The organism is Rhizobium sp. SVR5-2C (genome assembly GCF_056755115.1).
This window is the reverse complement of record NZ_JBNDHT010000032.1, coordinates 43,002-57,154: the sequence shown is the minus strand read 5'-3', so window position 1 is coordinate 57,154 and position 14,153 is coordinate 43,002. Positions and strand designations below refer to the sequence as shown.

The 14,153-nt window shown below is 58.8% G+C and carries 13 protein-coding genes; 12 read left to right on the top strand and 1 reads right to left on the bottom strand.

The annotated features are described in order from the left end of the window. From ACPYOI_RS12025 to fliP, 5 genes are all read left to right on the top strand, one after another. Positions 1-263 (top strand): flagellar basal body P-ring protein FlgI (locus tag ACPYOI_RS12025; protein WP_481422897.1); only part of this gene is annotated, 263 nt, incomplete at its 5' end. Next, positions 260-802 (top strand): MotE family protein, encoded by a 543-nt coding sequence (locus tag ACPYOI_RS12020; RefSeq protein ID WP_481415101.1) that lies wholly within the window; start codon positions 260-262, stop codon positions 800-802. The genes ACPYOI_RS12025 and ACPYOI_RS12020, both read left to right, overlap by 4 nt. Beyond that, positions 799-1,515: a flagellar basal body L-ring protein FlgH gene (flgH, locus tag ACPYOI_RS12015; RefSeq protein ID WP_481415100.1), complete on the top strand. Its 717-nt coding sequence runs from the start codon at positions 799-801 to the stop codon at positions 1,513-1,515. The genes ACPYOI_RS12020 and flgH overlap by 4 nt, the downstream gene beginning before the upstream one ends. Positions 1,516-1,527: 12 nt before the next feature. Then, a complete protein-coding gene (locus tag ACPYOI_RS12010; RefSeq protein WP_481415099.1) occupies positions 1,528-2,046 on the top strand; it encodes a flagellar basal body-associated FliL family protein in 519 nt (172 codons plus the stop codon). After that, the gene (fliP, locus tag ACPYOI_RS12005; protein ID WP_481415098.1) at positions 2,043-2,780 is read left to right on the top strand and encodes a flagellar type III secretion system pore protein FliP; all 738 of its coding nucleotides are present in this window, start codon (positions 2,043-2,045) and stop codon (positions 2,778-2,780) included. Before ACPYOI_RS12010 ends, fliP begins: the two co-directional genes overlap by 4 nt. Before the next feature lie 84 nt (positions 2,781-2,864). On the opposite strand, the gene ACPYOI_RS12000 is transcribed toward fliP, so the two are convergent. After that, positions 2,865-4,637, bottom strand: coding sequence for an O-linked N-acetylglucosamine transferase, SPINDLY family protein (locus ACPYOI_RS12000; protein WP_481422896.1), 1,773 nt, complete (start codon positions 4,635-4,637; stop codon positions 2,865-2,867). Positions 4,638-5,145: 508 nt separating this feature from the next. Here ACPYOI_RS12000 and ACPYOI_RS11995 point away from each other — a divergent pair. From ACPYOI_RS11995 to motC, 7 genes are all read left to right on the top strand, one after another. Further along, positions 5,146-6,405 (top strand): flagellin N-terminal helical domain-containing protein, encoded by a 1,260-nt coding sequence (locus tag ACPYOI_RS11995; RefSeq protein ID WP_481415096.1) that lies wholly within the window; start codon positions 5,146-5,148, stop codon positions 6,403-6,405. A 273-nt stretch (positions 6,406-6,678) separates the two neighbouring features. Beyond that, entirely contained in the window at positions 6,679-7,938 is a 1,260-nt protein-coding gene (locus ACPYOI_RS11990; RefSeq protein ID WP_481422895.1) for a flagellin N-terminal helical domain-containing protein, read from the top strand. Positions 7,939-8,175: 237 nt separating this feature from the next. Beyond that, positions 8,176-9,432: a flagellin N-terminal helical domain-containing protein gene (locus ACPYOI_RS11985; RefSeq protein ID WP_481415094.1), complete on the top strand. Its 1,257-nt coding sequence runs from the start codon at positions 8,176-8,178 to the stop codon at positions 9,430-9,432. A 317-nt stretch (positions 9,433-9,749) separates the two neighbouring features. Next, entirely contained in the window at positions 9,750-10,703 is a 954-nt protein-coding gene (locus ACPYOI_RS11980) for a flagellin N-terminal helical domain-containing protein (protein ID WP_481415093.1), read from the top strand. A gap of 195 nt (positions 10,704-10,898) precedes the next feature. Then, a complete protein-coding gene (locus tag ACPYOI_RS11975; RefSeq protein WP_481415092.1) occupies positions 10,899-11,540 on the top strand; it encodes a hypothetical protein in 642 nt (213 codons plus the stop codon). Then, positions 11,537-12,841 carry a MotB family protein gene (locus ACPYOI_RS11970; RefSeq protein ID WP_481415091.1) on the top strand — a complete coding sequence of 435 codons (1,305 nt, stop codon included), beginning with the start codon at positions 11,537-11,539 and terminating at the stop codon, positions 12,839-12,841. The genes ACPYOI_RS11975 and ACPYOI_RS11970 overlap by 4 nt, the downstream gene beginning before the upstream one ends. Positions 12,842-12,845: 4 nt before the next feature. Continuing rightward, positions 12,846-14,153, top strand: coding sequence for a chemotaxis protein MotC (gene motC / locus ACPYOI_RS11965; RefSeq protein WP_481415090.1), 1,308 nt, complete (start codon positions 12,846-12,848; stop codon positions 14,151-14,153).

The window sequence follows — 14,153 nt, the reverse complement described above, 5'->3', positions numbered from 1 at the left end:
ACGGAACGCTGACTGTGCAGGTCACTGAGACGCCGCAGGTTATCCAGCCTGAACCGTTCTCACGCGGGGTCACCGCCGTTCAGCCGCAGACCTATATCTCTACGCAGAAAACCGGCGGGGCCCTCGCAGTCATCAACGGACCAGACCTTCGAACCCTTGTCGCAGGTCTCAATAACATTGGCGTCAAACCGGATGGTATCATCGCAATCCTGCAGGGTATCAAATCTGCAGGTGCGCTGCAGGCGGAGCTCGTACTGCAATGATCGTTTCGAAATTCGGCCTGAATATCTCTGGGCTGTTGCGGAGCCTCGCGCTGCCGGCTGCCGCAGTTGTCCTTCTGTCCATCCCGGGCGCTTTTGCCCAGGAGGCGGCAAGCCCCACCGGCAACCTCACGTCGGAAGAGGAAATCAAACAGTTCTGCACCAATATTGCCGATCCGGCACGTGACCAACGCTATTTGCTGCAGAAACAGGAACTCGAAAAGCTGCAGGCGGATATCGACTCCCGCATGGCAGAGATGGGCAAGCGCACGGCCGAATATCAGGATTGGCTGAAGCGTCGCAATGACTTTCTCAAACAGGCTCAGGCAGGCCTTACCGACATCTATAAGAACATGAAGCCGGATGCCGCGGCGCTGCAGCTCCAGGAAGTGAAGACCGAGGTCGCGGCCGCGGTGATCATGCGGCTCAGTTCACGTCAGTCGAGCCTGATCCTGAACGAGATGGATCCGCAAAAGGCGGCGGTCCTCGCCAATATCATCGCAAGTGCGTCCGATCCCAATACGTCGAAGGATCCCTCATGAACAAACGTTTCCCGGCTGCCATTGCCGCTGTTGCTCTTCTCGCAGGCTGCCAATCGCCGCAGGCTGTGAGGGAGATCGGCCGGGCGCCTGCCATGAGCCCGATCGGCAGCGGCCTGGCCTATGGCCAGACACCGCAGATGTCGCTTTATCCGAAGAATCCGCACCAGGTGGCGCAGGGGTATTCCCTGTGGAACGACTCGCAGTCAGCCCTTTTCAAGGACGCGCGCGCGCTTAACGTCGGCGATATCCTGACGGTCGATATCCAGATCAACGACAAGGCATCGTTCGACAACGAAACCAGTCGTAGCCGGCAGAATTCGAGCGGGCTGAACTGGGACGTCAACGCGCAGATCTTCGGCTGGACGCCGCAATCGAAGACCGATGTCACCTATGGGTCCGACACCAGCACGGATGGCAAGGGCAAGATCGAACGCACGGACAAGCTAACGCTTCTCGTCGCCGCCGTCGTCACCGGCATTCTGGAAAACGGCAACCTCGTGATCAGCGGCTCGCAGGAGGTTCGTCTGAACCAGGAACTGCGCATCCTCAACGTCGCCGGTATCGTGCGCCCGCAGGATGTCAACTCCGACAACCAGATCTCCTACGACAAGATCGCCGAAGCGCGCATCTCCTACGGCGGCCGTGGCCGTCTGATGGAAGTGCAGCAGCCACCAAGCGGCCAGCAGGCCGTCGATCTTTTCTCGCCGCTCTAGGGCCTCACAGCTATGGCAGACGCAGTGGAAAACGAAGGCAGTCCCAAAAAGAGGCCTGCGATGCTGATCATGGCGATCGGCCTGCTCGCGCTGACCGTGCTCGGCGGCGGCGGGGGCTGGTTCCTTGGCACGATGATCGCCCCGAACGTCAAGAGCGCCGAGCAAGCGGCCGCGACCGAAACGGTCCCGGCTGGCGCCGGGGAAGGCAAGGAAGCAGAAGCCGGGCTTCCTCACATCTCCACCGAAGCAAACAACATCGTTCAGCTTGAGCCGATCACCTCTAACCTTGCCTATCCCTCGGAAAATTGGGTACGGCTCGAGGTGGCGCTACTTTTCGATGGCCCTCCGGACGTGAAGATGGCCGAGGATATCCACCAGGATATCATGGCCTACATCCGGACCGTTTCCCTTCAGCAGATCGAAGGGCCGCGCGGCTTTCAATATCTCAGGGATGACATCCAGGAACGTGTTGACCTGCGCTCCAAAGGGCGCGTATCGAAGGTCATGTTCAGGACCTTTGTCATCGAATGATTCGATTCATAGCTTTATTTGCCGCCATGATGGCGGTGCCGGAACTGGCGTTTGCCCAGCAGCTACCAGGCAATCTTTTGAATATCCCGGTCGATGGCTCCGTCGCGGCCTGGATTATCCGTACCTTCGGTCTTTTGACCGTCCTTTCGATTGCTCCCGGCATCCTGATCATGGTGACGAGCTTTCCGCGCTTCGTCATCGCCTTTTCCATCCTGCGCAGCGGCATGGGGCTTTCTTCAACGCCTTCCAACATGATCCTGCTCTCGCTGGCGCTCTTCATGACCTTCTACGTCATGTCGCCGACTTTCGATCAAGCCTGGCAGAACGGCGTGCAGCCGCTGCTGGCCAGTCAGATCAACGAGCAGGAGGCGGTGCAGCGCATCGCCGAGCCTTTCCGAACGTTCATGGCCGCCAACACGCGCGACAAGGATCTGGCGCTCTTCGTCGACCTCGCCCGTGAGCGTGGCCAGACGGTCCAAACGGGTGCCCAGATCGACTACCGCGTTCTCATTCCGGCATTCATGATTTCGGAAATCCGGCGTGGGTTTGAGATCGGCTTCCTGATCGTTCTGCCGTTCCTCGTCATCGACCTGATCGTTGCGACGATCACCATGGCGATGGGTATGATGATGCTGCCACCGACGTCGATCTCGCTTCCCTTCAAGATTCTGTTCTTCGTGCTGATTGACGGCTGGAATCTGCTGGTCGGCAGCCTCGTGCGGTCCTTCCACTAATTCGCACACCCGATCGACCAGAGTGACCGCAAATGAAAACCGCCGGGCGCGTGACCGGCGGTTTCGTTCACCTCGTGCGGCCTGTTACTCGGCCCTATCCAAGAAGGGGGCTGCGCGCGCGGGCAGCGCCGGCACGTCGATGTGATCCGGCTCCAATCCTGCCCTGGCGCGCTCAACCATCATTTCATAGGCCTTTTCCAGATGACGGCAGAGACGTTCTGCGTCAAACAATGGCTTGACAAACCGGTTGGCGATCAGCCGTTCTTTGTATGCCGCGACGCGTCCGTGATCTTCCGCCAGCGCCACCGCCATTTCCTCGTACTCGTCGACGTCCTGCGCCACCAGCTCCGGCAGCCCGATTGCATTCAGCAAGCTCTCGCTCACGCGGGAGGCAAAATGCGTTCCCTTGACCGTCAGCACCGGCAATCCGCTCCAGAGCTGCTCCGAGGTCGTGGTGTGGCCGTTGCAGGGAAAGGTATCGAGCGCAAGGTCGGCCGCCGGCAGGCGATTGAGGTGGAGCTCGAACTTCAGCTTCGGAGCAAAGAAGATTCGCTTCGGGGAGATGCCGCCCTGCTGAAATTTTTTGATGATATTGGCTTCTGTGCGCGGATGTTGCGTCATGATCCAAATCACGCTGTTTTTCGTCCGCTTCAGGATCCGGGTCCACAGCTCGATCGTCTTCAGCGATATCTTGCGGTTGGCGTTGAAGGAAGCAAAGACGAAGGCATCGTCCGGAAGCCCCAGTTCAGCACGCGTGACAGGTTCGGGAAGCGGCCGATGCACAGCGTCGTTGGGCTGGTAGCTCTCCGGAAGCCGGGCTAGCTTCTGGTCATAGTGGGGCTTGCATACCTCTGGCAGGACATAGGGGTCGCCGATGACATAGTCGAGGTCGACGTGGATGGTGCTGCCGGGATAGCCAAGCCAGGATACATGTACCGGGGCCGTCCTATGATTGAGGATAGCAGCCCTGGTGAAGTGCGTGTGGCCTTTCAGATCGACGAGAACGTCAATGTTATGCTCACGAATCAGTTGAGCGGCAGCCTGGTCGCTGAGATCGTGAATACGTACGACTTTCCCCCACTGGGAGCGCAGAGTGTCGTCTTCCGTAATGAACTGCAGCGGCGTATGGCAGAACAGCGTTACGTCAAAACGATCCCTGTCATGGACCTCGAGGACGCGCCGCAGCAGCTTCATGGTCGCATGGTCGGCGAAAAAATCCGCGGAAAGATAACCGATCCGGATTTTTTCACCCCAGACATGGGGCACCTGACGCCGCTCTTGCGTGATGTTCGCCGGCATCGTGGGGGTGGTGGCTTCCGCCAAGCGATTGATGCTTTCATCCCCGCACCAGGTGAAGTTATAGAACGCATTGTCCTTGCGGAAGATCTCGTGATTGCCCGAAGCAATGATCGCATCCAGATCGCGTTGATGCTTCTCGACCGCATCGTATTCGCAAAATTCACGGCAGAAGATGAGATAGATGAAGCGGAATGTCGCATCGCTCGCGTATTTGCTGAGGATCTTGCGAGCAAGATGCAGGTTCGCCTCGTCCCCCAGATCGTTGGTCAATAGCCGCGTGGCCAGATGCAGATGCTTTGGATCCGAGCTGTCGGTCAGCGGCTTGCGGAAGGGGGGAAGCAGGTCGTCCTTGCCCTGTTTCAGAAAAATCGAAGCCAGGGCGTATGCAATTTCGGCTTCGTTGGGATGCTTAATGAAAAGCTTCATGCCGATGAGAAGCACCTGCTCGTCATCCTGCAGTTCGAAGTAGATCCGCAGTGCCTGCTTCTGATATTCTGACACGTTTTGAGTAGGTTGTTCCGACGCGAGTATGTATGCCCTGGCGGCGTCAGCCTTCATTCCGAGCGTCTCGAGCGTTTTGGCAAGAAGCGCGTATGTTTTCGCATCTTTCTGGACGTCGATGAGTTGGTTAAGCATCTCGAGGGACTTCGTGTACTGTCCCTTTTGAAGCGCCTGCGACGCGGCTGAGAAGGTTACGGCTGCTTTCAATTCTTGCTACTCCCTCAAAGCTCGGAAGCCATGTCGGTCGTTCGACCCTGTGCTGGCTGGCAGTTTGCCGCAGTAACAGTTGAATCTTGCTCGAAACAGGTGGATGCGGCCAGGCGAACTGTCACTCCCGTGGCACACTTTTTGCGCACGACCTAACTTCGGCTTAACCATATAATGGCGGGGCGGTTCAGCCTTTTCTGGGCTTAAGGAATTAGCAAGCAATAGCGACGAGATTGGCCTGACATGACGGGTTTGGTTTTAAGATTGATGAACCGAGTGGCATGAGGCTGGTCCGTCATTACCGGTATTAAAAGTCCGGTATGTCCTCCTTTTTTGTACCGAGTTTCAGGGGACAACTATGACAAGTATTGTAACGAACACGTCCGCAATGGCCGCTCTGCAGACGTTGCAGGGAATCAACAAGAGCCTTTCGAATACGCAGGCTCACGTTTCGTCCGGTCTGCGCGTCGGTTCCGCTTCCGACAACGCCGCCTACTGGTCGATCGCAACGACCATGCGCTCCGACAACAGCGCGCTTTCCGCCGTTTCCGACGCGCTCGGCCTGGGTTCCGCCAAGGTTGATACCGCCTATTCCGGCATGAACGCCGCCATCGACGTCGTCACCCAGATCAAGCAGAAGCTGGTCGCCGCTACCGAAGACGGCGTCGATAAGGCGAAGGTCCAGGGCGAAATCAAGCAGTTGCAGGACCAGCTGAAGAGCATCGGCGATGCTGCCTCGTTCTCCGGCGAAAACTGGCTCCAGGCCGACATCAGCGGCGGCTCAGTGACGAAGAACGTCGTCGCCTCCTTCGTGCGCGATGGCTCGGGCAACGTCTCGGTCAAGAAGGTCGACTATGCCCTCGACAGCACCTCGGTTCTGTTCGACACCGGCGCAACCGGCGGCTACGGCAACGGCCTTCTCGACAATAACGTCCGGTTCACCGGCACCGACGGTGTAACGGTCTCCGTCAACATCAATGGTGTTGCGTCGACCCAGACGGTCAAGGGCTACTCGACCGACAATCTGCTGAATGCGACCCCCAGTCTGACGTTCTCGACGAACGCCAGCGGTCAGACGGTGGCCCTCGATGCGGGCGGTACGCCTCAGTATCTGCAGCTCAGCGGTCAGGACAAGTGGGTACAGCTGACTGCGGCTCAGCCGACGGCAGGGCAGGAAGTGGCCTATGACGACGGTGCCGGCACGTCCTACTATATCGATACCGGCAATGCGGCGACCGCAGTAACGAACCAGGCGGCCGGCTTCTCGGTGTCAAATCTTGACATCACCGATCTCCAGACTGTGGCAACCAATATGGGCGGCAGCTTTACCGCGTCGGATGCTCTGGACTTTATGATCCAGTCTGTCGACTCGGCTCTCAAGCAGATGACCAGTGCGGCAGCGTCGCTCGGTTCGCTGAACTCGCGCATCGACACGCAGACCGACTTCGTCTCGAAGCTCATGGACTCGATCGACTCCGGCGTTGGCAAGCTCGTAGACGCCAACATGGAAGAGGAATCCAGCAAGCTGACAGCCCTACAGACGCAGCAGCAGCTCGCCATCCAGTCGCTGTCGATCGCCAACTCCTCGTCGCAGAACATCCTGTCGCTCTTCCGCTAAGAGCGACGCAGGATTTCGAATGAACTCGCGGCCGGGTCGTTCCCGGCCGCGAATTGTTTAAGAGTAGGTTAATGTTGGCCGTGTAAGTTACGGTTTTGTTTACACTTTTTCAATCCAGCGTTCAGTGTTCCTTAACCATATTGGTGTCTTCTAGGACCATCGAAACGGCGGTTAACCTAACTAACCGGTTAGCAGGCATGATGCTGATAGCCGTTCCCGGTAAAGGTCCGGAATGTCCCCTCCCATTCCTTTTCAATAAGGGACACTAGTATCATGACGAGCATTCTCACCAATGGCGCGGCCATGGCCGCTCTGCAGACGTTGCAGGGCATCAATAAGAGCCTTTCGAATACGCAGGCTCACGTTTCGTCCGGTCTGCGCGTCGGTTCCGCTGCCGACAACGCCGCCTACTGGTCGATCGCAACGACCATGCGCTCCGACAACAGCGCGCTTTCCGCCGTTTCTGACGCTCTCGGCCTCGGTTCCGCCAAGGTCGATACCGCTTATTCCGGCATGAACGCCGCCATCGACGTCGTCACCCAGATCAAGCAGAAGCTGGTCGCAGCCACCGAAGACGGCGTCGACAAGGCGAAGGTCCAGGGCGAAATCAAGCAGCTGCAGGATCAGTTGAAGAGCATCGGCGATGCTGCCTCGTTCTCCGGCGAAAACTGGCTCGAAGCCGATATCAGCGGCGGCGCGGTGACGAAGAACGTCGTCGCTTCCTTCGTACGCGATGCCTCCGGCAACGTCTCGGTCAAGAAGGTCGACTATACCCTCGACAGCACCACGATCCTGTTCGACACCGGCGCGACAGGCGGCTATGGCAAGGGCATTCTCGACAACGAGGCCCTGTTCACCGGTACGGATGGTGTATCCGTAACCGTCAACATCAATGGCGTGGCAACGACTCAAGCGATCAAGGCCTATTCGACCGACACTCTGCTGAACGCGACCCCCGCCCTGACGTTCCAAACGAACGCAAGCGGTCAGACGGTTGCCCTCGATGCCGGCGGTGTGCCTCAGTATCTGCAGCTTAACGGCCAGGACAAGTGGGTAGAGCTGACCGCGACTCAGCCGACGGCAGGGCAGGACGTTGCTTATGACGACGGTGCCGGTACCTCCTACTATGTCGATACCAGCAAAGTGGCGACCGGCGTAACGGCCGCACAGGCCGGCTTCTCGGTATACGATCTCGACATCACCGACCTCGCCACGGTACAAGGCAATATGGGCGGCAGCTTCAGCAACTCGGATGCCCTGGACTTCATGATCCAGCACGTCGACTCCATGCTCAAGCAGATGACCAGTGCGGCCGCGTCGCTCGGCTCGATGAACTCGCGCATCGACATGCAGACCGACTTCGTCTCGAAGCTCATGGACTCCATCGACTCCGGCGTCGGCAAGCTCGTAGACGCCGACATGGAAGAGGAATCCAGCAAGCTGTCGGCGCTGCAGACGCAGCAGCAGCTGGCTGTCCAGTCGCTGTCGATCGCCAACTCCTCGTCGCAGAACATCCTGTCGCTCTTCCGTTAAGAGCGTCAGGCTCGTCGGATTGGCTGACGAAAACAGGCGCTGGCCGGCTTTTCTCCGGCCGGCGTCATTTTCGCTATTCGGCGTTAACCCTGCGTTAACCATATTGCTGTTTCTTGGCTGCATAGAAACGGTGAGTTAACCGACTTTAAGCGCGGGTTAACAGGCATGAAGCTGGCACCGTTGCCGGTGAAATCCGGAATGTCCCTTTTTTAAGCAGCCAACAGGGGCACCCTTTCCATGACGAGCATTTTGACGAATACGTCCGCAATGGCCGCACTCCAGACGCTGCGCGGCGTTAACGCCAGCCTGGAGGATACGCAGAACCGTGTTTCCTCCGGTCTGCGCGTCAGCGACGCTGCCGACAATGCCGCCTACTGGTCGATCGCAACGACCATGCGCTCCGACAATGGCGCGCTTTCCGCGGTTTCCGACGCTCTCGGCCTCGGTTCCGCCAAAGTTGATACCGCCTATTCCGGCATGAACGCCGCTATCGACGTGGTCACCGAGATCAAGAACAAGCTGGTCGCCGCCACCGAAGACGGCGTTGACAAGGGAAAGATCCAGACCGAAATCAAGCAGCTTCAGGATCAGCTGAAGAGCATCAGTGACGCTGCCTCGTTCTCCGGCGAAAACTGGCTCCAGGCCGACATCAGCGGCGGCTCAGTGACCAAGAACGTCGTCGCCTCCTTCGTGCGCGATGCCTCCGGCAACGTCGCAGTTACGAAGGTCAACTATATCCTCGACAGCACCACGGTCCTGTTCGACACGGGAGCAGTGGGCAGCTACGGCAAGGGCATTCTCGACACCGAGGCCGTGTTCAGCGGTACTGATGGCGTATCAGTGAACGTCAACGTCAACGGCGTGGCAACGACTCAAATCGTCAAGGCCTATTCGACCAATACTCTGCTAAACGCTAGCCCCGCCCTGACGTTCTCGACGAACGCCAGCGGTCAGACGGTTGCCCTCGATGCCGGCGGTGTGCCCCAGTACCTGCAGCTTAACGGCCAGGACAAGTGGGTATTGCTCACAGCGACTCAACCGACGGCAGGGCAGGAAGTTTCCTATGACGACGGTGCCGGCACACCCTACTATGTCGATACCGGCAATGCGGCGACCGGCGGAACGAGCAATGCCGGCTTCTCGGTGGCCGATCTCGATATCACCGACCTCACGACGGTGTCTGGCAATATGGGCGGAGGCTTCGACGAGAAAGATGCCCTAGACTTCATGATCCAGTTCGTCGACACCACCCTCAAGCAGATGACCAGCGCGGCAGCGTCGCTCGGCTCGATGAACTCGCGCATCGACATGCAGACCGATTTCGTGTCGAAGCTGATGGACTCGATCGACAAGGGTGTCGGCAAGCTCGTAGACGCCGACATGGAAGCGGAATCCAGCAAGCTGACGGCACTGCAGACGCAGCAGCAGCTCGCTGTTCAGTCGCTGTCGATCGCCAACTCCTCGTCGCAGAACATCCTGTCGCTCTTCAAATAAAAACAGCAACGCCGGCAGCGCACCGGCTCTGCGAACGGAGAATCAGAGCCGCGCCTCCCGGGCGCGGCTCTTGCGTATTTACGACCAGGAATTGCCCGCTCACGGCGACTTCTCTTTCGCGAAATCAAGAGCTTGCCTAAAGCTTGCGTCGACGGTTCGCGGGCACTTGCCGCCGAGGTAAATGTCAGGTTAATTTCAGCGAAGAGTTGATTTGATTGCGACGCACCGGTTGGAGGGACCAGCCGGAGGCATGAAGCCAGCTAGGTCGCTGCCGGGAAACCGGCCTGTCCCTTTTCCTTCATTTCGAGGATTTATCGATGGCCTACACCATAACAGACGTAGGCGCGTTGAACGTGCTCACCGTTCTTCGCGGCGTTAACAAGGAGGCTGACTCCATTCAGCGGCAGATATCGTCGATGATGCGTGTTGAGACGGCCGCGGATAATGCGACCTCCTGGGCGGCTGCGACGACTCTGCGATCCGACGACAACGCGATGAAGACGATCGACGACGCCCTCGGTGTCGGCGGCGCCAAGGTCGACACGACGTATACCGCGCTGACCTCTCTCATCGATGTGGTTTCGAAGATGCGCTCTACGATTGTTTCGGCGACCGACCCGGCCAACGACCGGGGTAAGCTCAACATCACCCTGGATCAGTACAAAGCGCAGCTGAATACCGTCGTAAATTCCGTGAATTTCAACGGCGAGAACTGGCTGCTGAACCGCGACGCGACCGCGCCGACGCAGCGGTCCGTTACCGGCGGATTCGTGCGCGGCCCGAATGGTGAATTCTACCCGCAGAACATTACTTACCCGGCTGCCGACGCAATCATGATCGATACGGCCGACGCCAACCGCGGCCTGCTGACGAAATCGATAAGTGCCGATCCAGCTGCCGTGCCAGCCCGCAACTACTATCTGCTCGATGCTGGTTCGACCACGCCCGCAACTGGCACCCAGATATCGATCTCGGTCAACTCGACGTCGCAAGACCTGCAGGACATGCTCAACGTGTTGGATAACGTCCTCTCGAGCCTCAATACCACGGCCACCGGGCTCGGCACGATGAACGCGCGCATCGAGGATCGGCAGAGCTACGTGGAGACGCTTTCGAAATCCCTGAAGACGGGCATTGGCGCTCTTGTCGATACCGATATGGATGAAGCTTCGGCCCGACAGGCCGCGTTCGAAACGGCGCGGGACATGGGGACTGAAGCACTCTCGATCATGAACACCTCCGCGAGCAAGATTCTCATCCTGCTTGAGTAGTTGCGCCTCGCGAATGGCAGGCGGGAGACTGCCATTCATCCTCGCGCAAGTTTGGCTTTCTAGTTTCGACCAGAGACGTTGTGAGCCGTGCCGAGGGCTGCCGAAGGCCTTCGAAGCCGCTGCTGGCGTAGGTTTGATTCGTTTGAGGCGGGACGCGCGCATGCCGAAACTGATTGCAAAGGCCGGGTGGTTTTGATGAGCGCTATGCTTTCCCGGTATTTGAAGGACTTCGGAGAGACGAAACCCGCTGAGCCGGTCATCGACCTTAACAGCTTTGCGGACGATAGCTACGGCGGCTTGCCGGACACATCGGAAATGCCGCCGGCGGTCGACGTCGAGGCCGAGCGCCGCGAGGCCTACAGCGAAGGCCACGCGGCGGCTACGGCCGAGTTGACCGAGAAATACGAGCTCGAGGCCCAGGCAATCGCGCTTGTCCACCAGCGGGAGAAAGACGACCTGGTGGCAAAGCATGCAGAAGAGATGGCGGGGGTGATCGCACGCCGGCTAGATGCAATTGCCGCGGAGGTCGCCAATCTCGTGAGCGCCGCGACCGCGAAAGCGATAGCGCCGGTGCTGACGGAAGCGGTTGCTGCCGAAGCCGTCTCAAGTCTTGCGACGTTATTGCACGAGGCAATCTTGGAAGGCGCGCCAGGCTCGATGACAGTCAAAGGCCCGGCACAGCTCTTTGAATTGCTCAAGGCCGAAATGGGCGAAAGACAGAATCTGCTGCGCCATCAGGAGACCGATGATGTCGATCTCGCTGTTGAGGTCGAGGATTCCGTCCTGGTCACGCGCATTTCCGCTTGGTCTGCCAGCCTGAAGAAAGTTCTTGAATGAGCGAAAGCGAAAATCATCACCACGGCAGGAACGAAGTCATCATCGTCAAACGGCATGGTGGCGGCGACCATGAGGGCGGGCATGGCGGAGCATGGAAAATCGCTTATGCCGATTTCATGACCGCGATGATGGCGTTCTTCCTCGTCATGTGGCTTGTCAACGCCGCGAACGAGGAGACGAAGGCGTCGGTGGCCACCTACTTCAATCCGATCAAGCTCGCGGATGAGAAGCCGACCGAAAAAGGCTTGAAAAAGCCTGTCGACCAAGCCGACGGCGAGGAGAAGCAGGACAAATCAAAGGAAAAGGAGGATGAGCCCACCAAGGGCGCGTCTGCAGCCAATGGTGACGATCAGACCTCGTCCTCCGGCGACAAGACGAATTACTCCGAAGCCAATTTCTTCGAAAATCCTTACTCTGTTCTGGCTGAGATTGCACAGGAAGTCGGTCAGCAGGCAAATGTCAGCGTTAAGGGAGAGGGTGGCGCGAGCGATTCCGGCCCTGCAACCGGCGCCGATGGCGGGCAGGCTTATCGCGATCCGTTCGACCCGGATTTCTGGACGAAGCAGGTCGAGGTTTCACAGACAGACAAGGCCCCCCAGACCCCAGCCGAAAAGACCGCACAGGCTGCAGCCGATCAAGCCGACCCGAATCCAAAACCCGATGCGACGGAACTAGCGAAGGCGGAGGCTGTCGCCTCGAGCGCGGATCAGGCAGCAGAACCTGTCAATTTGCCACAGGACAAAGCGCCCAATGAAAGCGCCGCCCTATCCCCGGGCAAGCCGAGTGCAGCCGCAACTGGCGGACAGACATCTGCCGCGCAAACGGCGGCCGACGCACAGAAGCAGGCCGAGGAACTGCAGCAGGAAATCGCCAAGCAGATCGGTGGGGTCGCGGGTAAGCTTGCGGAGGGCTTGACCGTCACACCGGCGGAAGGCGGGCTGCTCGTAAGCCTCTCTGACCAGAGCGACAGCTCCATGTTCAATGTCGGCTCCGCCGTTCCGCGCAAGGAAATGGTGCTGGCAATGGAAAAGATTGGCGAAATTCTAAAGGATCGTCAGGGAGCGGTGGTAATCCGCGGCCATACGGATGGCCGCCAGTACAAGGGAACCGACAACGCAAACTGGCGCCTCTCGACGGATCGTGCCCAGGCAGCCTACTACATGCTCGTCCGCGGCGGGCTGGATGAGAAACGCATCTCCCAGGTTTCCGGCTTTGCCGATCGCAAGCTGAAGCTGCCGGATGACCCATTCAATGCTGCCAACCGCCGCATTGAAATCCTGGTTCAGGCGGATCAAGGATAAGCTCATGGCGCGCTTGCAGCACCGTCATCTTCTTCTGGCTGTCGGACTGGCGATCGCTTCGCCTGCCGTCGCGGCCGGAGGAGATCAGGAAAACGCGGCGCCGTACAAGATGCTGCGTTCGCTCCAGTTCGTGCAGGACTCGGTTGCTCTCGGGGATAGCTCGGCCGGCGAGATGCAGCGCTTCATGCTGGGGACGATAGATCAGCGCCTGCGGTCCGTGGACCCTTCCGTCTTCGAGGACGCCCGCAATGTCGATGCCGCACTCATCTATGCCATGAGCGGCGGCAATCCGGCTACGCTCGAGTATCTGATCGCTCGCGATGTGAACGGCTATTTCGACAATCGCGTGACCGATGTTCTACGCAAGTATCTAAGCGGCAAGGGCCTGCTCGTCGCGAAGTCACTGGTCGATATCGCCAACGAGTATCAGGACAAGAAGATCGGTCCTTACCTCGATCTGGTCGCGGGTAATGTCATGGTGGCGCAGAACCCTACCGAAGCGCTCAAGCTCTACGATCAGGCACGTCTTGTTGTCCCAGGCACGATCGTCGAAGAAGCAGCGCTTCGCCGTTCTGTCGCGATCAGCGTCCAAGCGGGCCTGGTCGACAGGGGGCTCGGCTACTCGCAGCGCTATGTGCGGCGCTTCCTTCACTCGCCCTATGCAAGCCAATTCGCTGATCTCTTCGTCAAGCTGGTGATCGAACACAACGAAGTGAAGACGGAAGATATCGTCGCCATCCTGTCCTTCATGGATGAGCCAAGGCGGCGCGAGGTCTATCTTCGTATCGCGCGCGCTGCCGGCATTGCGGGCAAGGCCGAGCTTGCGAAAACAGCGGCGACATATGCGCAGTCGCTTGCCGGTGCAGAGGATAATGCCCTCGGCCCGGTTGCGGATTTTTACGGAAACATGGCCTCAGTCTCCACCGCCGATGTCGACGCCGCGGCCAAAAGCATCAGCAGCGTTGCCGACAGCGAACTCTCCCCGCGTGATCGTGCGCTTCGAGCCGCGGCGCAATCAATTGCGGAGCAGGTGTTGCAAGAACCGGACGTGGCAAGCCTGACGCAAGCATCAAAATCTAAGCCTGCTAATGAAGAAAATACTTCTGGACAGGCTGCCGCATCGGCCAGCGATGGATCTCTGCCCGGGTCTTCGGCACCTTCCGAGCCCGTTGACGATGGGGCAGCGCCAGGCCCGGCATCCGGCAGCACTGAGGGTCAGCAGGATGCTGACTCGGCATTCACATCTTTCATGACGACGAGCCGTGCGAAACTCGATGAAATCGACGGGCTTTTAAGCAAAGAAGGCAATTGA

Bases quoted from the DNA above. Each gene is read 5' to 3' on its own strand.
- flgH (WP_481415100.1), top strand. From the start codon at position 799: ATGAACAAACGTTTCCCGGCTGCCATTGCCGCTGTTGCTCTTCTCGCA.
- ACPYOI_RS11985 (WP_481415094.1), top strand. From the start codon at position 8,176: ATGACGAGCATTTTGACGAATACGTCCGCAATGGCCGCACTCCAGACG.
- motC (WP_481415090.1), top strand. From the start codon at position 12,846: ATGGCGCGCTTGCAGCACCGTCATCTTCTTCTGGCTGTCGGACTGGCG.
- ACPYOI_RS11995 (WP_481415096.1), top strand. From the start codon at position 5,146: ATGACAAGTATTGTAACGAACACGTCCGCAATGGCCGCTCTGCAGACG.
- ACPYOI_RS12010 (WP_481415099.1), top strand. From the start codon at position 1,528: ATGGCAGACGCAGTGGAAAACGAAGGCAGTCCCAAAAAGAGGCCTGCG.
- ACPYOI_RS11980 (WP_481415093.1), top strand. From the start codon at position 9,750: ATGGCCTACACCATAACAGACGTAGGCGCGTTGAACGTGCTCACCGTT.
- ACPYOI_RS11975 (WP_481415092.1), top strand. From the start codon at position 10,899: ATGAGCGCTATGCTTTCCCGGTATTTGAAGGACTTCGGAGAGACGAAA.
- fliP (WP_481415098.1), top strand. From the start codon at position 2,043: ATGATTCGATTCATAGCTTTATTTGCCGCCATGATGGCGGTGCCGGAA.
- ACPYOI_RS11990 (WP_481422895.1), top strand. From the start codon at position 6,679: ATGACGAGCATTCTCACCAATGGCGCGGCCATGGCCGCTCTGCAGACG.
- ACPYOI_RS11970 (WP_481415091.1), top strand. From the start codon at position 11,537: ATGAGCGAAAGCGAAAATCATCACCACGGCAGGAACGAAGTCATCATC.
- ACPYOI_RS12000 (WP_481422896.1), bottom strand. From the start codon at position 4,637: ATGAAGGCTGACGCCGCCAGGGCATACATACTCGCGTCGGAACAACCT.
- ACPYOI_RS12020 (WP_481415101.1), top strand. From the start codon at position 260: ATGATCGTTTCGAAATTCGGCCTGAATATCTCTGGGCTGTTGCGGAGC.